At 43.5% G+C, this 18,809-nt stretch carries 17 protein-coding genes; 8 read left to right on the forward strand and 9 right to left on the reverse strand.

What is annotated here, in order from left to right:
* Positions 1-220: 220 nt before the first annotated feature.
* From minC to DFP79_RS04770, 5 genes are all read left to right on the forward strand, one after another.
* Entirely contained in the window at positions 221-973 is a 753-nt protein-coding gene (minC, locus tag DFP79_RS04750; protein WP_133502777.1) for a septum site-determining protein MinC, read from the forward strand.
* 126 nt (positions 974-1,099) lie between these two features.
* Positions 1,100-1,909: a septum site-determining protein MinD gene (gene minD / locus DFP79_RS04755; RefSeq protein ID WP_133502778.1), complete on the forward strand. Its 810-nt coding sequence runs from the start codon at positions 1,100-1,102 to the stop codon at positions 1,907-1,909.
* A 5-nt stretch (positions 1,910-1,914) separates the two neighbouring features.
* The gene (gene minE / locus DFP79_RS04760) at positions 1,915-2,169 is read left to right on the forward strand and encodes a cell division topological specificity factor MinE (RefSeq protein WP_013661468.1); all 255 of its coding nucleotides are present in this window, start codon (positions 1,915-1,917) and stop codon (positions 2,167-2,169) included.
* Positions 2,170-2,334: 165 nt separating this feature from the next.
* Positions 2,335-3,546, forward strand: a complete 1,212-nt coding sequence (locus DFP79_RS04765; RefSeq protein ID WP_133502779.1) for a cytochrome-c peroxidase — start codon at positions 2,335-2,337, stop codon at positions 3,544-3,546.
* A 245-nt stretch (positions 3,547-3,791) separates the two neighbouring features.
* Positions 3,792-4,844: an aldo/keto reductase gene (locus DFP79_RS04770; protein ID WP_133502780.1), complete on the forward strand. Its 1,053-nt coding sequence runs from the start codon at positions 3,792-3,794 to the stop codon at positions 4,842-4,844.
* Positions 4,845-4,951: 107 nt separating this feature from the next.
* On the opposite strand, the gene fusA is transcribed toward DFP79_RS04770, so the two are convergent.
* The 5 genes from fusA to DFP79_RS04795 form a co-directional block, all read right to left on the reverse strand.
* Positions 4,952-7,042, reverse strand: coding sequence for an elongation factor G (fusA, locus tag DFP79_RS04775; protein WP_133502781.1), 2,091 nt, complete (start codon positions 7,040-7,042; stop codon positions 4,952-4,954).
* A gap of 192 nt (positions 7,043-7,234) precedes the next feature.
* Positions 7,235-8,407 (reverse strand): cation:proton antiporter domain-containing protein, encoded by a 1,173-nt coding sequence (locus DFP79_RS04780; RefSeq protein WP_133502782.1) that lies wholly within the window; start codon positions 8,405-8,407, stop codon positions 7,235-7,237.
* Between the two features lie 15 nt (positions 8,408-8,422).
* Positions 8,423-9,091, reverse strand: a complete 669-nt coding sequence (locus DFP79_RS04785; protein ID WP_133502783.1) for a TIGR04211 family SH3 domain-containing protein — start codon at positions 9,089-9,091, stop codon at positions 8,423-8,425.
* 136 nt (positions 9,092-9,227) lie between these two features.
* Positions 9,228-9,698, reverse strand: a complete 471-nt coding sequence (locus DFP79_RS04790) for a DUF934 domain-containing protein (protein ID WP_133502784.1) — start codon at positions 9,696-9,698, stop codon at positions 9,228-9,230.
* On the reverse strand, positions 9,682-11,343 hold the full coding sequence (locus DFP79_RS04795; RefSeq protein WP_133502785.1) for a nitrite/sulfite reductase: 1,662 nt from the start codon (positions 11,341-11,343) through the stop codon (positions 9,682-9,684). Before DFP79_RS04795 ends, DFP79_RS04790 begins: the two co-directional genes overlap by 17 nt.
* A 292-nt stretch (positions 11,344-11,635) precedes the next feature.
* On the opposite strand from DFP79_RS04795, the gene nfuA reads away from it, so the two are divergent.
* The gene (nfuA, locus tag DFP79_RS04800) at positions 11,636-12,220 is read left to right on the forward strand and encodes a Fe-S biogenesis protein NfuA (RefSeq protein ID WP_133502786.1); all 585 of its coding nucleotides are present in this window, start codon (positions 11,636-11,638) and stop codon (positions 12,218-12,220) included.
* A gap of 109 nt (positions 12,221-12,329) precedes the next feature.
* On the opposite strand, the gene DFP79_RS04805 is transcribed toward nfuA, so the two are convergent.
* Both DFP79_RS04805 and DFP79_RS04810 read right to left on the reverse strand, forming a co-directional pair.
* A complete protein-coding gene (locus tag DFP79_RS04805; protein ID WP_133502787.1) occupies positions 12,330-13,406 on the reverse strand; it encodes a 3-deoxy-7-phosphoheptulonate synthase in 1,077 nt (358 codons plus the stop codon).
* A 291-nt stretch (positions 13,407-13,697) separates the two neighbouring features.
* Entirely contained in the window at positions 13,698-14,459 is a 762-nt protein-coding gene (locus tag DFP79_RS04810; RefSeq protein WP_133502788.1) for a sulfite exporter TauE/SafE family protein, read from the reverse strand.
* A 108-nt stretch (positions 14,460-14,567) separates the two neighbouring features.
* Here DFP79_RS04810 and cysB point away from each other — a divergent pair, with 108 nt between their 5' ends.
* Complete coding sequence (gene cysB, locus DFP79_RS04815) at positions 14,568-15,542, forward strand: HTH-type transcriptional regulator CysB (RefSeq protein ID WP_133502789.1); 975 nt, start codon at positions 14,568-14,570, stop codon at positions 15,540-15,542.
* A gap of 41 nt (positions 15,543-15,583) precedes the next feature.
* Positions 15,584-15,952 carry an MmcQ/YjbR family DNA-binding protein gene (locus DFP79_RS04820; protein ID WP_133502790.1) on the forward strand — a complete coding sequence of 123 codons (369 nt, stop codon included), beginning with the start codon at positions 15,584-15,586 and terminating at the stop codon, positions 15,950-15,952.
* Between the two features lie 147 nt (positions 15,953-16,099).
* On the opposite strand, the gene DFP79_RS04825 is transcribed toward DFP79_RS04820, so the two are convergent.
* Both DFP79_RS04825 and DFP79_RS04830 read right to left on the reverse strand, forming a co-directional pair.
* The gene (locus DFP79_RS04825) at positions 16,100-17,323 is read right to left on the reverse strand and encodes a putative manganese transporter (protein WP_424960640.1); all 1,224 of its coding nucleotides are present in this window, start codon (positions 17,321-17,323) and stop codon (positions 16,100-16,102) included.
* A gap of 258 nt (positions 17,324-17,581) precedes the next feature.
* Positions 17,582-18,574, reverse strand: coding sequence for an NADP-dependent oxidoreductase (locus tag DFP79_RS04830; protein ID WP_133502792.1), 993 nt, complete (start codon positions 18,572-18,574; stop codon positions 17,582-17,584).
* Positions 18,575-18,809: the final 235 nt, after the last annotated feature.

The following is an 18,809-nucleotide window of genomic DNA, read 5'->3' on the forward strand; positions in this document are numbered from 1 at the left end:
TAATGTTATTATTTGGTGTGATTTGTATGCTAATTGATTTTTTGTCTTCTTTTTATACGTATACCAAGGCTTAACCATCTGAGCGCAGTGGATTCGCGTTTCGAGCCGAAATATTGAATTTATTTGATGGATTTTATTTATATCTTGTTAGAATACAGGATAACGTTATTCTGAGCCGTTTGGCGGTTCTTTAGGCGCAGTACGTAAGAAGGAATAGTCAATGTCAGATATTAGCTTCCGCTTAAAAGGAAGTGTAGTAACAACAGTGCTGCTTGAGATCCATGAACCGATATTGGATCGAATTCGAATTGATTTAACCCAAAAAATCGAACAAGTACCGCACTTTTTTAATCAGGCGCCTGTGATTGTTGATCTGGCAAAATGCAGAACGATTTCTTTGGATGAGTTTGAGATGATTGTCAAACTGATTCGAGATCTTGGAATGAGTGTGATTGGTTGGCGGGCAAAAAATAATTTGCCTGAGTGGGCAGAGGCTTCCAGTATCCCTCAACTGCCTGATTCAAAATCACGCGATATGAAGGTTTCATCCGTAAGCGATGAAGTCTCAAAAGAGGTAGGCACAAAACGCTCGGACACCGAAGAATCAAGTGTCATAGTCAAAAAGATCATAGAAGAAAAGCGAGTTAATCAGCCCGCTAAAGTGATTACGCGACCCGTTCGATCCGGTCAGCAAGTTTACGCTGAGGGCGATCTGATTGTTTTGTCTCAGGTGAGTGCGGGAGCGGAAGTATTAGCAGATGGGAATATTCACGTATATGGCGCTTTAAGAGGAAGAGCTCTGGCCGGTGTGCGTGGCGATGAGCAAGCGCGGATCTTTTGTAAAAGTTTGGAAGCCGAGCTTGTGTCCATTGCAGGCAACTTTATGCTGAGTGATTCGTTGCAAAATAATGTCTGGAAAGAAAGTGCACAAATTATGTTAGTGGACGACAATTTAGAAGTCGCGCCGCTGTAGCTTTTAATTTGCGATTGAGATACATAGAAAAATTAATGTTCTGCAAGTCGTTCCATTTGCCTTTAGAGAGCAAACTTAAATACGGCTTGCCAGAATCTAGATAACAGAGAGTTGGGGGATTTAGCATTGGCAAAAATTATAGTTGTCACGTCTGGTAAAGGTGGTGTTGGTAAAACCACCTCCAGTGCTGCGTTAGGGACAGGGATCGCATTAAAAGGGCATAAAACGGTTATCATCGATTTTGATGTGGGTTTACGTAACCTCGATTTGATTATGGGGTGTGAGCGTCGTGTTGTTTACGATTTTGTTAATGTCATTAATAAAGAGGCGACTCTAAATCAGGCGTTAATAAAAGATAAGCGAACAGACGGTTTGTATATTTTGCCAGCATCGCAAACGCGAGATAAAGATGCATTAACGCTAGAAGGCGTGGATGCCGTGCTAAAAGAATTGGCGGAAGAGTTTGACTACATTATTTGTGACTCGCCGGCAGGTATCGAGCGGGGTGCGCAAATGGCATTGTATTTTGCAGATGTTGCGGTTGTGGTGACAAACCCTGAAGTATCCTCGGTCAGAGATTCAGATCGAATTTTGGGCATATTGCAAAGCAAAAGCCGCCGTGCAGAACGAGGTGATGCGCCGATTGAAGAGCATTTACTTATTACTCGTTATCACCCTGAGCGTGTGTCTGCTGGGGAGATGTTGAGTGTTGAAGATGTTGAAGAAATTCTAGCTATCCCTCTCATAGGTGTTATTCCTGAATCTGAATCTGTGTTAAAAGCGTCGAATCAGGGTACTCCGGTGATTTTAGAAACGGAATCCGAAGCGGGCTTAGCGTACACGGATGCAGTGGATCGATTAATGGGTGAGGAGCGTCCAATGCGCTTTCTTGATGTGCAGAGAAAGGGATTCTTTAAGAGATTGTTAGGGGGGTAGGTAACGTGGGGATATTTGATTATTTTAAAAGTAAGAGTCAGCCCTCGTCGGCGTCCGTAGCAAAAGATAGACTTCAGATTATTGTTGCTCATGAGCGTTCTAAGCGTCAGCAGCCGGATTACTTGCCACAAATGCAGCAAGAGATCATAGACGTGATTCGCAAGTATGTGCAGGTTGATTCAAAAGATGTTCAGATTCAGCTTGAGAATATTGAAGACTGTAGTGTCCTAGAGTTAAATGTTACGCTGCCAGATCAATAGCGCTTAAGTATTTCTTATTCAATTGTCTGCCATGACAATTGCGATTAACGAGGTGTGTCTGCTGTCCAGTTTGGTCAATAGATACACCTCGTTTTGGCTTTGCTCGTGATTTCGTGCAAAGGTCTCTTTACATTTATTTCGTATTACATTGATTGAGAGAAAGAGATGTATCGTTTACTCATTTCGAGCTTGGTTCTTTCCGCTGCCTTAGTGGGATGTGGCTCTGATGCTAATCAAGTTTCACAAAATGCCGATAGGCAGATTAAAGCACCGGTGAAGCGTTCTGATTTACCTGTTCCTCTGGATAATCCAAAAGCACTATTAGGCAGTCAACTTTTCTTTGACACAAACCTTTCTAAAGAGCGGAATCAATCCTGCGCTTCATGTCACGATATGGGCGCTGCTTTTGTTGATCATCGTAACCTAGCGGGTGATGGTGCTGTTTCGCTTGGCAGTGATGAGATCTCCCAAGGCGATCGAAATGCTCCGACAGCAGGGTATGCGGCATTCTCTCCGCCGTTCCATCAAAAAGCAAATGGAGAATATCAAGGAGGACAGTTCCTTGATGGGCGTGCTAATGGGTTAGCGGAGCAGGCGGCCGGTCCTTTTTTGAATCCATTAGAAATGGCGCTTAAGGATGAGACTGCAGTAATGGATCGAATTAGAGAGAATCCGAGTTACTTGGAGCAACTGGAAGATATTTACGGTGAAGACGCTTTAAAGAGTGATAAAAAGGCATATGCTGCATTGACCGATGCGATTGCTTATTTTGAACAAACTGAGCTGTTTATGCCGTTCGATTCAAAATATGACCGTTCGTTAAGAGGTGAGGTGACTTTGACGCCAGAAGAGGAGCTAGGCAAAACATTGTTCTTTTCTCAGCAATTTACGAATTGCAATGCGTGCCACCAGCTTCAACGTTCCCCTATTCACCCTCAAGAAACGTTTTCCAATTACGATTATCGGAATATAGGGGTTCCATCTAACCCAAATATTGTTGTGCACAACAATAAAGGTTATGACATTGGTTTACTTAATAACCCTGAGGTCAGTGATCGTAAGCATGAAGGCCAATTTAAAGTGCCGAGTTTGCGTAACGTTGCTGTAACCGGGCCTTATATGCACAATGGCGTGTTTAAGGATTTGAGAACGGTTGTATTATTCTATGACAAATACAATAACCGAAAGCGTACATTAAACCCAGAAACAGGTCAGCCATGGCGTGAGCCTGAAGTTGCGCGTTCAATTGATTTTAATGAGCTAGAGCGAGCGCCTGCATTGGATGATCGTCGAGTGGATGCATTGGTCGCGTTTATGAAAACATTAACCGATTCTCGGTATGAGTACCTTATAGACAGCTCTAACGGCAATCTGTGACCTGAGACCTGAGACCTGAGACCTGAGACCTGAGACCTGAGACCTGAGACCTGAGACCTGAGACCTGAGACCTTCGCACGAAGTCACGTACAATACCCCCGAAAGCCATTCTAAATGATTAGAATGGCTTTTTTTATGTTTGTAATAATACTCAAACTTTCCTTATGAGGCTCTGGTGCTCGCTCTCCAAATTGGCTACATTGGATTGGTTGATTTAATTGAACTGTTAATAGGATAGCTTAGCAATGAAGTATTCAAAGTTAGGTCGTACTGGATTAGATGTTTCACGAGTTTGTCTAGGTACTATGACGTGGGGAACGCAAAATACTCAAGAGGATGCCGATGCTCAGATTGAGTATGCATTGGCTCAAGGTATTAATTTTATGGATACTGCTGAGATGTATTCTGTTCCGCCGACACCGGAGTCATATGGAAAAACGGAAACGATTATAGGTAACTGGTTATCACGCAACCCTCATCGACGAGACGAATTCATTTTAGCGACAAAAATCGCTGGAAAGGGTTTAGGGTATGTTCGTAATGGAGGGGAGATCACAGGGGAGGCGATTATCAGTTCCATTGATGCATCGCTTGAGCGATTGCAAACGGATTACATTGATCTCTACCAGATGCATTGGCCGAACCGCACAACACCGCATTTTGCAAAGCATCACCCAGGACGCATAAATTTTACTGATGTTGACACTGAGGCACATAAATCTCAAATGCTAGAGATCTTGCAGGCGCTGGATGAGAGTGTGAAAGCAGGAAAAATACGTCACTTTGGTTTATCTGATGATACAACATGGGGTATCAGTGAATACGTTAAGTTGAGCGAAAAGCACGGTTTGGCGCGAGTTGCCTCCATTCAAAATGAGTTTAGCTTGCTGCATGCGAAAGATTGGCCTTATTTGATCGAGCAATGCGTGCATGACGACGTCGCTTACCTTCCGTGGTCGCCGTTGGCTGCCGGTGCGCTAACAGGTAAATATTTGAACGGGGCGCGTCCAGAAGGTAGTCGTTGGAGCTTTACGCAGCGAAATGGTTTGTTTCGGGATACTGAGCTTTCTAATGCAGCGGTAGCTGAATACTGTGAGGTTGCTAAAAAACATGGTTTAACGCCTGCTCAGCTTTCGCTGGCTTGGTGTGATCAGGTGGATGGTGTGACGTCTACTATTATTGGTGCGACGAAGATGGATCAGCTTATAGAAGATATAGATGCGTTTGATATTGCATTGTCTGATGATGTGCTAAAAGACGTCGCTGAAGTATTTGAACGATATCCAATGCCTTTCTAGGTGAGCATGCTATATGTTGTGATCTCGTTCTTTAAGAGGGAGCGTAATTAATAAAAAACCCGGCATTTGCCGGGTTTTTTGATTGTCGATTAATTGTTATTTAACAATTAGTCTTTCTTTTCACGACGCTCTTTTGCTGCTTCGATAACAGATTCAGCAACGTTAGCAGGACAGCCATTGTAGTGAGAGAACTCCATAGAGAACTGACCACGACCAGATGTCATTGTACGTAGTTGACCGATGTAACCGAACATTTCAGAAAGAGGTACGTCTGCTTTGATACGAACGCCAGTAACACCAGCTTCTTGGTCTTTGATCATGCCGCGACGACGGTTAAGGTCACCGATTACGTCACCAACGTGGTCTTCTGGAGTGAACACGTCTACTTTCATGATAGGCTCAAGAAGTTGTGCGCCTGCTTTCGGGATAGACTGACGGAAAGCGCCTTTAGCTGCGATTTCAAACGCTACAGCAGAGGAGTCAACCGCGTGGTAGCTACCGTCGAACAGTTCTACTTCAACGTCTAGTACTGGGTAACCTGCTAGGACACCTTCGTTCATCATAGACTTGAAGCCTTTCTCAACAGCAGGCCAGAATTCTTTAGGTACGTTACCACCAACAACACTTGAAGAGAATGTGAAGCCAGAGTTTTGCTCACCAGGCTTGATGCGGTAGTCGATCTTACCGAACTGACCAGAACCACCAGACTGTTTCTTGTGAGTGTAGCTGTCTTCAACTTCGCGTGTGATCGTTTCACGGTAAGCAACTTGTGGTTGACCCACTTCAAGTTCTACGCCGTAAGTACGCTTAAGAATATCAACTTTGATGTCTAGGTGAAGCTCACCCATACCTTTAAGGATGGTTTCGCCAGAATCTTCGTCAGTTTCAACTTGGAAAGATGGATCTTCTGCAACCATTTTACCGATTGCGATACCCATTTTCTCGTTGCCGCCTTTGTCTTTCGGCTTAACAGCGATAGAGATTACTGGATCAGGGAAGATCATTGCTTCAAGAGTACATTCGTGTTTAGGATCACATAGAGTGTGACCTGTTTGAACGTTCTTCATACCAACAACAGCAAGGATATCACCCGCTTGAGCTTCAGAGATCTCGTTACGGTCATCTGCTTGCATCTCAACCATACGGCCGATACGCTCAGTTTTACCTGTTGCAGAGTTAAGAACCGTGTCACCTTTCTTAAGACGACCAGAGTAGATACGGATAAAGGTTAGGGCGCCGAAACGGTCGTCCATGATCTTAAATGCCAATGCGCGTAATGGCTCATCGGCAGAAACCGTAGCAACTTCACCAGTTGGCTCACCAGTTTCAGCGTCTGTAAGAGGCTGAGCATCAACTTCTGTTGGTGCTGGAAGGTAATCAACAACGGCGTCAAGAACCAACTGAACACCTTTGTTTTTGAATGCAGAACCACAGAATGTAGGGAAGAATGCAAGATCACGAGTACCTTTACGGATACAACGCTTAATTTCTTCTAGAGAAGGTTCTTCACCTTCCATGTAAGCTTCCATTAAGTCGTCGTCCATTTCAACGGCGCTTTCGACTAGTTGCTCGTAGTATTCGTCAACCTGATCAACCATGTCTTCTGGAATATCAGTGATTTCGTAGTTTTCTGGAAGACCTGTGTCGTCCCAAACGTACGCTTTCTTAGTTAGTACGTCTACAACGCCTACGAACTCGTCTTCAGTACCAATTGGTAGCGTCATAACAAGTGGGTTTGCGCCCAATACGTTTTTAACTTGATCAACAACGCGGAAGAAATCAGCGCCTAGACGGTCAAGTTTGTTAACGAAGATACAACGAGCTACTTCTGACTCGTTTGCGTAGCGCCAGTTAGTTTCTGATTGAGGCTCAACACCACCAGAACCACAGAATACGCCGATACCACCATCAAGAACTTTAAGTGAACGGTATACTTCTACTGTGAAGTCAACGTGTCCAGGAGTATCGATAACGTTTAGGCGGTGCTTTTTCCACTCACAAGTTACAGCAGCCGACTGGATAGTAATACCGCGCTCTGCTTCTTGTTCCATGAAGTCTGTAGTAGATTCACCGTCGTGAACCTCACCAGTTTTGTGAATCTTACCAGTAAGTTTCAGGATTCGTTCTGTTGTGGTTGTTTTACCCGCGTCAACGTGGGCAAAAATACCAATGTTTCTGTAGTGTGATAAGTCAGCCATTACTTTACTCTATAAGTTTGGGACGAAAATTTTCGCGATAGTATACAAGACTTTTTTGCATTTGTAGTCAGGTATTGGCGCGTATTCTATTATATTTTTAGTAAACAAAGAAAGGGGCGTTTTTAAACACCCCTTTCTTTGTGGTTTTTTTTTCTTTAAAAGCTGAATATTCAGTAGCTTAGAAGGATTTATCTAATCTTTTCTCAGTCTATCTGATATTGCGATTGGGTTAGGGTAATTCAAAATTACTACATAAGTAGACAATGCAAAGCTTAGAATTGCGGTTGCTTGAATTACATGGCTTGCTTCCACCCCAATTAAACCAATTGATGCGGCGAGGTAAGCGATGAGTAATGAGAACTCACTGACTTGACCTAATCGGAAACCCACCTCCCATGAAGTTGATTTGTCTTCTTTCAAGCCTTTTAGTAAGTATCTAAATACTGTGGGTTTAATGAGAAGGGCACTGACAGCCAATACAACAGCGGGGACAATAACAACACCTAAAAGCGCGAGGTCAAAACTTGCTCCAATTGAGAAGAAAAACAGTATTAGGAAAAAGTCTCTTAGTGGCTTTAGATTGGTTGCTATGTATTGGGATATTGGGCTAGTCGCAAGCGCAACACCTGCGATAAACGCACCCATTTCAGCAGACAGCCCTGCTGTTTCCGCTGCCACGGCCATGGCAAGGCACCAGCCAATTGAAACTAAGAAGATGTATTCGTGGAATCGGTCAAACTTCGCAATCAGCTTTAATAAAACGTATTTTACGAATAAAAAAGCGCCACCTACGAGTAATGGTAAGCCTAGAATAGGTTTAGCATAACGCATAAAGTCGCTTGTTGTTTCCGTGCTGCCGATACTGTAAAGGACGAGCAATACCGCGATAGCGATGATGTCCTGAAGCAGTAATAGACCGACGACGAGTTCACCTGTGTGCTTATGATGCAATACGGTGGTGGGGAGTAATTTGATACAGACAATGGTGCTGGAAAACATCATTGCTAAGCCGACAATAACGGCTTCAATCTGCGTATAACCAAATGCAAATGAGACAAGATACCCTAAAGCTGCAAAAGCAATGGAGGATGCTAAAGCAACCCAAGATGCTTTTTTAAGCATATTGATAAGGTGGCTGGGTTGCATGTCTAAGCCGAGCAGGAATAGCAGGAAGATAATGCCGATATGGGACATCTCATCCATTAATTTAGGTTCGTCTATCAGGGATAAGGCAGAGGGGCCAAATAGTACGCCAAGCGCGATATACGCGAGGATCATAGGTTGGCGGGTGTATAACGCAACAGAGGCGACTACGGCCGCCCCTGCAAATATCAAAAAAAACGAATGAACAATAGAAACTTCCATATAGGCCGTTACCTTTTAGCTCCAAGAGCCAGTCGACGCTTTCTTCTTACGTGTGTTGGGCAGTATTAACCCTGCGAGCACGCCTATGATAATTGTTGTTGCACCGATCATAAACCAGCGTTGCTCTTTAGAAGATTTCAGCATTTGGTTTTCATTTTGAGCTGAATCAAGCTGGTGTTGCAAGGATTCAATTTTGTACGCTGACTCTTCGTTCGCTGCAACAATGGCTCTTGCTTTTTGAGCAAGTTCATTCACTTCGCTGAGCTGAGTTTGAAGAGAGCTTCGTTCGGAATTTAATTGTTCTACTTGGGTAACTAAATTTGCGACTTTTGCTTTTTCTTCATCTAGTGCTTCTTCCGCATTCAGCTTGGTTTCAGCGGCTTCTGTGAGTTTGCTTTCTAAACGAACTAGTTGATCGCGACTGACGCGGTTATCACTTAAAAAATAGTTGGCGACCCAGCCCTCGTTACCTTTAGGTGTGCGTACCTTAGTGTAACTGTTGCTGCGGTCGAGGACGACAAGCGGCGTTCCACTTTTTAGGCCTCGCTCAACGGCTTTTGTATTGTTGCCTTGGCCTTCACGAATGGCAATAAACTGGATATCTGATACATAGATGGTTTCAGCCATGGCGCTAGTGGAAACGAGAATACCAAATGCAAGGCTGGTGAGACATTTTTTGAACACGTTAAGACCCTTTAACAATCAATCACTTCAGTATCATAAGATACTGGGTTCGGGTGGGGTTATGCAAATAAAAAAGGCTCCGAAGAGCCTTTTTTTAAGAACTATCCTGCGAGTAACAGGGCAGGATTGGGTTGCATTAGCCTCGGCGAAGGAATATCGGGCGAGGATCCGCAACGTCTCCTTGGTATGCAATACTAAATGGTTTATGCAGTTCCAAGGCTTTTTCGAGGTTTACTTCTTGTTCAAAATCGAATGAGTTGAAACCGCAACGTAACAAGTAGCCGAGTTGATCTGGGATGAAGTTACCAATTGCGCGTACTTCGCCTTTGAATCCAAGACGTTCGCGAACTAGGCGTCCGTAGCTGAATCCGCGGCCGTCGGCAAACGCTGGGAAGTTGACAGCGATAACTTGTAATTGGCTCAGATCTTTGTTTTCCAATGCTTCGATGCCTTCACCAGCTTCGATCCAGAGGCCCGCAACGGAGTCGCTGTTGTCTAGCCATTGTTGCATAGGAACAATGCTGTTTTCGCTAACCGCTAGATCTGCTTCTTTGATAACAGAATATTGGTTCTCGACGATCGCGCCGTCTTTAATTAGCTTTTGCATATGCGGCCTCTTTAAACGGTTTGATGCCAATTCGGCGGAATGTATCGATGAATCGTTCTTCTTCTGTGCGTTGATCAACGTACAGATCGATGATGCGTTTCATAACGGAGCCAATTTCGTCTTGAGCGAAGGAGGGGCCTAAAATCTTACCAATGCTGGCGTCATGACCGGATGCGCCACCCATTGAAATTTGATAGAACTCTTCACCTTTCTTGTCCACACCCAAAATGCCAATGTTACCAACGTGGTGGTGACCACACGCATTCATACAACCCGAAATATTAAGATCAACCTCGCCAATATCGTACAAATAATCTAAATCTTCGAAAGTATCTTGGATTTGTTTGGCGATAGGAATAGATTTGGCATTTGCTAAGGCACAGAAATCTCCGCCTGGGCAGCAAATCATATCTGTTAGCAAGCCTAAGGTAGGCGTTGCGAAGCCTGATTCTTTTGCAGCTTCCCAAAGCTCAATAAGTTGGTCTTGCTGCACATCTGCTAATACGAGGTTCTGCTCGTGGCTAACACGAAGCTCACCGAAGCTGTATTTGTCTGCTAGATCTGCGGCTTTATCCATCTGATCGGAAGTTGCATCGCCTGGAGCCTGTCCGTTTTTCTTAAGAGTAAGAGTGACAATGCGGTAACCTGCTTTTTTATGTGCGAACGTATTGCGTTCGTACCAACGAGCGAATCCCGGGCTATTGCTCAGTTTTTCTGCTACAGATGTTGGTTGGTCATCTAGCGTTTTGTAAGCGGGTTCCGTAAAGAAGTTCTGTAAACGATCGAATTCGCTCATCGGAACAGTGCTTTCTTTGCCACGCAAGTGTTCCCATTCGGCGTCAACGAGTTTGCGGAACGCTTCGATACCCAGTGCTTTAACAAGTATTTTGATACGTGCTTTGTACTTGTTGTCACGACGTCCGTTTTGGTTGTAAACGCGGATAATGGCATCTAAATAGGTCAATAGATCTTCGCGTGCTACAAACTCGCTGATCGTTACACCTACCATTGGCGTACGACCTAAGCCACCACCGACAATGACTTTAAAGCCTATTTCACCGGCATCGTTCTTCTTAATATGAAGACCGATATCATGCACTTGTGTCGCTGCACGGTCAGCTGATTCCGTCGCGTTTACTGCAATTTTGAATTTGCGAGGTAAGAATGCGAATTCTGGGTGGAATGTAGACCACTGACGAATCAGTTCACAATATGGACGTGGATCAACGATTTCGTCTGAAATAACGCCCGCGTACTGGTCTGTTGTGGTGTTACGAATACAGTTGCCACTTGTCTGAACAGCATGCATTTGTACTTCAGCCAGTTCTGCAAGAATGTCTGGAACAGATTCTAGAGTAGGCCAGTTAAACTGTAAGTTTTGACGAGTACTAAAATGACCGTAGCCCTTATCGTAACGACGACCAATATCTGCAAGGGTGCGAAGTTGTGTGCTCGATAGCATGCCGTAAGGGATTGCAACTCGTAGCATAGGAGCATAACGTTGAACGTATAGCCCGTTTTGAAGTCGCAATGGTAAAAACTCTTGTTCACTAAGCTCGTTATTTAAATAGCGGCGTGTTTGGTCGCGAAATTGCGCTACACGCTCTTCTACGAGCTGCTGATCGATAGCGTCGTATTGATACATAAGAAGACAAAACCGTTGTTAATAAAATTTTAATGACGGCATTCTATCAAAGTTCCCTTATTCTAAAAATGAATATTTATCTATATCTTTAGGGCTTTTACTAATAAGTGATATAGGTAAAGTGAAATAGGGGAAATCGCTAGATCCTTGATGAGAATGATAATTTTTACATTGTTGTGGCCTCGCACACAAACGTGTAAAAATACCTTACTTCTTTACTTGGTCTTTCGTTTTTATGTCTGAAGCGGTATCATTCGCATAAAGAAATTAAACGAATTCCAAAAGGGGTGTTATGAATATCACTATTACTGACAGTGCTCAGGAATATCTATCGGGTTTGCTTGATAAGCAAGGCGTTGAAGGCATGGCGGTTCGCATGTTTATTCAACAACCTGGTACTCCCTACGCCGAAACATGTTTGGCATATTGTCGTCCTGATGAAGTTAATGAAACAGACGAAATTTTAAACTTGCCAAAACTTAAAGTGTTTATAGAGAAAAATTCTGTCGCATTTTTAGACGAAGCATTTGTCGACTATGCGACTGAAAAGATGGGCGGCCAACTTACCATTAAAGCGCCTAATGCCAAAATGCCTAAGGTGACGCCTGATAGCCCGATTGAAGATCAAATTAATTATATTTTGTATTCTGAAGTTAACCCGGGTCTTGCTGCACATGGTGGCGAAGTCAAGCTTGTTGAAGTTATTGATGAGGGGCAGGTAGCTGTTCTTCAATTTGGTGGTGGCTGTCAAGGTTGTAGTGCTGTTGATCTAACGCTGAAAGAAGGTGTTGAAAAAACTCTGATCGAGAAAGTGCCCGGTCTAACTGCGGTTAAAGATGCGACAGATCATACGGTTACTGACAACGCATTTATGTAAGAATAGGCGTTCATCAACTTCTTTATAAGAGGTTGGTTTTAAAGTAATACGCATAAAAAAGGAGTGTCTATAGACACTCCTTTTTTTTAGCTCAAACTAACTCATTCGCTTACGCTCTTGTACGCTTAGGCAAGACTTCTCTAAGAGTATTTGCCATATCAACGAGTGTTTTCTCTGTTGCCTCCCAATCAATACAAGCGTCCGTAATCGATACGCCATATTGAAGGTCGCACTTGTCCTGAGGTACTTTCTGATTACCCCAGCCAATGTTACTTTCGATCATCAGCCCCATGATGGATTGATTTCCATCCTGAATCTGGCGAGTGACATCAAGTGCTACTTCAGTCTGCTTTTCAGGCTTCTTCGCTGAGTTCTCGTGAGAACAATCTACCATGATGTTGTGTTTTAGAGAGGCTTTGTTCAACGCTTCTTCACTTGCGGCTACATGCTCCGCTGAGTAGTTTGGTAGACCGTTACCACCGCGCAAGACGATATGACCGTAAGCATTCCCTTTAGTATTTACAATGCTCACTTGTCCTTCTTCATTTATACCTAGGAATGAGTGGGGATGAGATACAGATTGCATTGCGTTAACCGCGACGGTCATGGAGCCGTCAGTACCGTTTTTAAAGCCAACTGGACCAGATAGGCCGGATGCCATTTCGCGGTGAGTTTGAGACTCAGTTGTACGAGCGCCAATCGCAGACCAGCTGATTAGGTCTTGGTAATACTGTGGAGAAATTGGGTCAAGAGCTTCAGTCGCTAGTGGCAAGCCCAATTCGGATAGGTCGATAAGCAGTTGGCGGGCAATGCCCATGCCTTTTTCAATATCAAAACTGCCATCTAGGTTGGGATCGTTAATAAGACCTTTCCAACCTACTGTGGTGCGTGGTTTTTCAAAATACGCACGCATAATAATATAAAGAGTGTCACCTACTTTTTCTGAAAGTGCTTTCAGGCGTTTAGCGTAATCAATTGCTGCTTCTGTATCATGAATAGAGCATGGGCCAATGACAATAGCCAAACGATGATCTTTACCATCCATAATATTTTTGATGTCTTCTCTTGAGCGAGAAACAACGTTTCGTACAGATTCGGACAATGGAAGCGTTTTTTTAAGGCTAGCAGGTGTAACTAGAGGCGTTAGCGAAGCAACATTCAAATCCTCTAAGCGTTTATCACTCATTACGGGGTATCCTAATTATTAAAATTTTTGTGTGTTATTCGGAAGTGGTAATGAAGTCTTCTTAGTTTCAGCCTTAAGAACGTTTATGACCGTCTAGGTTGTGAGCGGTTACGCTATCTACATACGTGTAGGCGAGTCGTTTACGCTCTCACACCTAGATAAATGGACTCTTTACCACTTCTCTAGAATAAACGAGCACGTCAAAATACGGCTCGTTCGTTTGCTACAGCGTAACCCTACCTGTTTTTACAAGAATGTTGAATATTTAATATAACTTTTTTTGCATTTTAATTAGAAGAAAAGATATTTAACCCCGAACGCCATCAAAGTTGACGCTAAAATAGGCTGTAAAACCTTATTTGGCACAAAACTCGCTAATCGCGTGCCGACGTAGATAGCAGGAATGGATCCGACAAGTAACCCAAAGAGTAAGAAGTAATCCACGTTTCCTAAAAACACATGCCCGATTCCAGCCACTAGAGTGAGTGGGACTGCATGGGCGAGATCCGTACCTACAATGTTTTTTGCTTGCATAGCAGGGAACAATAATAGCAGCATGGCTGTGCCTAACGCTCCAGCGCCAACTGACGTCAGTGTAACGAGTACACCAAGCACTATACCGCCAACAAAAACATATACGCGACCTTGACGTTCGCTTAAATTTGGATTGAAAAAACGTAACAGACGCTGTCTAAAGATTAGTACTCCAGCGGTTAAGACAAGCATAAATCCAAGGGTTGCAGATAAGGTGCTTTGATAATGATCTGGATGCTCAAAACCTGAAAGCACCCAGATAGTAATGAACGAAGCAGGCAGGCTACCAGCCGCCATTGATGTTACGATTTTCCAGTTCACATTGCCGCGGCGGGCATGCATATAAACCCCAGTACTTTTCGCAATACCTGCGTACATGAGGTCTGTCCCAATCGCTATATGAGGAGGGAATCCAAAGAGTAATAGTAGGGGAGTCATAAGAGAGCCGCCTCCAACTCCTGTAATACCAACGGCTAAACCCACTGCAATACCAGCAGCAATGTACCAAAAAATTTCCATCGTGTTCGTTCTTTAAATGAATTAAGCTAGCAACAGTAGAGGTTTTTCTCTATTCTATAAAGTAATATTTTTTTATGTTTTTAACTCTTTTTCGAATAAGGGCGGTCTATGAAGTTACAGCAGCTCCGATATATTTGGGAAGTCGCTCGGCACGACCTTAATGTGTCAGCTACGGCGCAGAGCCTGTATACGTCCCAACCCGGCGTAAGTAAGCAAATTCGACTGCTGGAAGACGAGCTTGGAATTGAAGTGTTCGCTCGAAGTGGCAAGCATTTAACGCATGTCACTCCTGCAGGTGAGAAAATCATTGAGCTTGCAGGTGAAATATTAAACCAAACGCAAAACATAAAGAAAGTCGCAAAAGAGTTTAGTGACGAGCGTAAGGGTTCGTTAGACATCGCGACAACTCATACACAAGCGCGATACGCGTTACCTAAAGTCATTCATGATTTTATTGACGGGTACCCCGATGTTACCTTGCATATGCATCAAGGGACGCCGATGCAAATTGCTGAGATGGCAAATGACGGTGTTGTTGACTTTGCTATCGCGACGGAAGCATTAGAGTTGTTTGGTAACTTAGTTATGTTGCCTTGTTATACATGGAACCGATCTGTAGTAGTGCCGAAAGATCACCCTTTGGCTCAGGTTCCTAAATTAACGCTTGAAGAATTAGCCCGATTTCCAATTGTAACTTATGTATTTGGTTTTACGGGTCGATCTCAATTAGATAAAGCGTTTCAAGATGCTGAACTAGAGCCTAACGTTGTTTTTACCGCAGCAGATTCTGATGTGATAAAAACCTATGTGCGACTTGGTTTAGGTGTGGGTATTGTGGCTACAATGGCACATGATCCTAAAATCGACTCGGATCTTGTTTCGATTGATGCGTCTCACTTGTTTGAAGACAGCACAACAAAAATAGGTATTCGGAATAACACTTTTATTCGCGGCTATATGTATAAATTTATACAGTCGTTTGCGCCTCATTTAACTCAAGATTTGATTACGGAAGCAATCGAGTTGACGAACAGGCATGAGGTTGAAGAGTTGTTTGCCGATATAGAACTACCAAGGTACTAGTTCTTTCATCTGTTTTCTCTTTATTCAGAACGGGAGACCTTATGACATACGATGAATTTAACGAATTCTGTGCGTCGTTAACGGCCACCTCACATTGTGTTCAGTGGGGTAACTCTCATGTTTGGAAGGTAGGCGGCAAGGTGTTTGCTATTGGTGGTTGGCAAAAGTCGGGGAAGCCTGGCTATACATTCAAAGTATCTGAACTGCATTATGACATATTGAAAGATGAGCCGGGGTATCGCCCCGCGCCGTATCTTGCCTCTAGAGGAATGAAGTGGATTCAGCAATACGATTTGCCTTCGAGTGCAGATGATTCACTTAAGTACTATATTTCAGAATCTCACCAGATAGTCCATTCAGGCCTTTCTAAGAAAAAGCAGCGAGAGCTAGGGTTGATTCCTCCCGCTTAGAGTTTGCATCAAAACTACGAATAATGACCGTAGTTAAAGTGATAACCCTTCGACTCGCTCAGAGAGCAGCCAATATATTGATGCGCACAATGTTAGTGCCAGTACATTCGTCGGCTGAACCTGTCTTCTTTTTCTGACTACTATAGGTTATGTGGAATGTTCCACTAACCAATAGTAGGAATAGCCAGCGATCAATGCTGGAATTGTAGAATATACTGTCGCCAATATAGCGGCTTTTGGTGCAAGTGCGATTGCTGGAAACAAGGCATCTCCATCGTTACTGATCGCATTTGCGAGTTGTGCAGACAAAGGAATTGCCCCTTGCAAAAATAAGCCAGTTATCATTATTTGAGGGCCGCATCCGGGCAGCAGACCAACGAATGTTGCGAACAATATGCTTGCACTCCCAAGTTCCTGTAACGTGTTAAACATATCTTGTCCAAAAAAGTGAACCACAAGTTCGAACAGGATGAATGCAACGACAACCCAGCTAGTCACAAATTGAGTGTCTTGTGCCACTTTTCTTATCCAATGTTTGGGTAAAGCATTATTATTTTCTTTTGCCAGCTCAGAGTATCGGTCACTTTTTGCAGACATTGCCCAAAGGCATAAGCAGCTGAATCCTGAAATTGCGCCCAGCGATTCTATGGTTTGTGGCGGAAACGACAACAAGCTGTTCACGTCGTATTGCATTGATAAAAGAATAGCGACAGTGGTGGCCGGAATGAGAAGAATACACCAAAAAGCAATACTGATTCGGGATATCCAAATATCGACAATTGTCGCTTCAAGCGGACCTCCGCTTTTGTCAGTTTGCTTATATTCATCTTTTCTATCGGGTAAGAGATTTGGGTGTGGGCTTATCTTGTTGATAATGAGCCCCGTGCAAATCCCGACACAGACACTTATCGATAATACAATGACTGCATCATTAGGCTTTTGACTAATCAAGAGAAAGGCTGCATCTCCCATCGTGCTCGTTAATACAGCGACCACGGCACCAAAACCGATTTTTCGTTGTGTATATTGGGTAATGATTATGATTGCTCCACCGCAGCCCGGAAGTACGCCCATCACACCTGCGAAAATGACTTCTGTATAGGGCTTACCCTTCATCCAACTTTGTAATCTTAGGGAGCTGAAACGATGACTTATGCCGTAATATATTGCGAGTGTAACTGCGACGAACGCAGAAACTTGTAAAAAAGCGTCGGCAAGAACGGACGTAATCTCGCGGCTAAGTTCGGGGATGAACCACAGTAGAGTGACAAGGCAAGGGAGTACAGCCCGTTTATTAAATGCAATGTGATGCAGGCCGAGTGTTTTTACTGTCGCGACTGATGAATATTTAATATTGATAATCGAACCTATTTATATAAATGCTAATAGAAATGATTATCAGTTGCTATTGTGTTTAAATCAAGCTCGATTTAGACAATGTCACATAAATGCGCACAGGTAATGAAATTTTCGAGAGGGCGGGAGGTGTTTTTGGCGTATTAGCCAGGATATTTTACATCAGTATCTTGGCTAATAGCGTAGATTAGGAGGCGTTGATATTTCGCTAAGTCAGTGACGACTTCTTCGCAGATAAGAAGAAATTAATGCGTCTACTTGCCTTTTTATCGCTTACAATTTGACGATTAGCTTACCTTTATTTTCTCCGCTAAACAGTAAATTAATCCCTGAGGTGGCGCTTTCTAATCCTTCTAAGACGTGTGCTCGGTATTTTAAGTCTCCTTTCATGAGCATTTCGCCAAGCGCTTGCCCGTACTCTGGAAATTTATTGAAATGATCTGGCATCGTGAACCCTTGAATCGTTAAGCGTTTTTTGATGATGCCTATCCAGTCAGGACCAGGGGCAGGAGTTTCTTTGTTGTACTCGGCTATGAGACCACAAACCGCAATCCGACCATGAGCGTTCATTAAATTAAAAATAGCGTGTTGAGCGATACCGCCTGTATTCTCAAAAAATAGATCAATGCCGTCTGTCGCTGCACTTTTTAACTGAGTTTCGAAGTCTTCACTTTTGTAGTTGATTGCATAATCGAAGCCCAACTCATTTTTTAACCATTGGCATTTCTCATTAGATCCTGCAATCCCGATTACAGTAAGGCCCATATTCTTTGCCATCTGGCCTACTAGGGATCCCACAGAACCCGCTGCGGATGTTACTACGATCGTTTGGTTTTCTTCTGGCTGTAGAACTTTAAATAGGCCGTGATAGGCGGTTACACCAGGAAGAGCAACAACAGAGAGAATCGCTTCGGCAGGAATGTCTTTTGGAATAATATTAAGGTTCGAGCCGTCACTTACCGATTGTTCGGTCAGGCCCATGAGCCCCATTACACGAGAGCCTGCTGGAAAGCGCTCATTTTTGGAGTCTATAATCTCACCAATGCCACTGGCGCGCATGACTTCCCCTAATTTAACAGGAGGGATGTAACTGTTTTCGTCGGCACTCATCCAGCCTCGCATTGCTGGGTCAAGGGATAAATGCGTTACTTGAACTAATACTTGCCCTTCACCGAGTTTTGGCTGGTTACGCTCTATAACTTCAAATAAATCGTTACTAATTTCAGTTTCAGGGCGTTTTACTAGCGTAATGGCTTTGTATGACATTAATGAATCCTTTTATGTGAGTTGAGACCTTTACACGACGACTACGCTCTCCAATGCAGTGTTAAAAAGAGACTCAAAACGCTCATTTATAACGCATAAACTCAGCTTTAGCATCCTGCGTCGCTCTAGCACTTACGTCCATGTAAGTGTTCGCTTTTTAGTCTATTTTTGCCTCGTCTTGGCTTTACTCGTGACTTCGTGCAAAGGTCTCTAGTTAATTAATGATAAACAGAAT

It is taken from the genome of Marinomonas balearica (genome assembly GCF_004362145.1).
In the GTDB taxonomy this organism is placed as follows: Bacteria; Pseudomonadota; Gammaproteobacteria; order Pseudomonadales; family Marinomonadaceae; genus Marinomonas; species Marinomonas balearica.

Excerpts from the sequence above, each read along its gene's own strand:
- minC (WP_133502777.1), top strand. The coding sequence starts at position 221 with ATGTCAGATATTAGCTTCCGCTTAAAAGGAAGTGTAGTAACAACAGTG.
- DFP79_RS04765 (WP_133502779.1), top strand. The coding sequence starts at position 2,335 with ATGTATCGTTTACTCATTTCGAGCTTGGTTCTTTCCGCTGCCTTAGTG.
- DFP79_RS04770 (WP_133502780.1), top strand. The coding sequence starts at position 3,792 with ATGAAGTATTCAAAGTTAGGTCGTACTGGATTAGATGTTTCACGAGTT.
- fusA (WP_133502781.1), bottom strand. The coding sequence starts at position 7,042 with ATGGCTGACTTATCACACTACAGAAACATTGGTATTTTTGCCCACGTT.
- DFP79_RS04780 (WP_133502782.1), bottom strand. The coding sequence starts at position 8,407 with ATGGAAGTTTCTATTGTTCATTCGTTTTTTTTGATATTTGCAGGGGCG.
- DFP79_RS04790 (WP_133502784.1), bottom strand. The coding sequence starts at position 9,698 with ATGCAAAAGCTAATTAAAGACGGCGCGATCGTCGAGAACCAATATTCT.
- DFP79_RS04795 (WP_133502785.1), bottom strand. The coding sequence starts at position 11,343 with ATGTATCAATACGACGCTATCGATCAGCAGCTCGTAGAAGAGCGTGTA.
- nfuA (WP_133502786.1), top strand. The coding sequence starts at position 11,636 with ATGAATATCACTATTACTGACAGTGCTCAGGAATATCTATCGGGTTTG.
- DFP79_RS04805 (WP_133502787.1), bottom strand. The coding sequence starts at position 13,406 with ATGAGTGATAAACGCTTAGAGGATTTGAATGTTGCTTCGCTAACGCCT.
- DFP79_RS04810 (WP_133502788.1), bottom strand. The coding sequence starts at position 14,459 with ATGGAAATTTTTTGGTACATTGCTGCTGGTATTGCAGTGGGTTTAGCC.
- cysB (WP_133502789.1), top strand. The coding sequence starts at position 14,568 with ATGAAGTTACAGCAGCTCCGATATATTTGGGAAGTCGCTCGGCACGAC.
- DFP79_RS04820 (WP_133502790.1), top strand. The coding sequence starts at position 15,584 with ATGACATACGATGAATTTAACGAATTCTGTGCGTCGTTAACGGCCACC.
- DFP79_RS04830 (WP_133502792.1), bottom strand. The coding sequence starts at position 18,574 with ATGTCATACAAAGCCATTACGCTAGTAAAACGCCCTGAAACTGAAATT.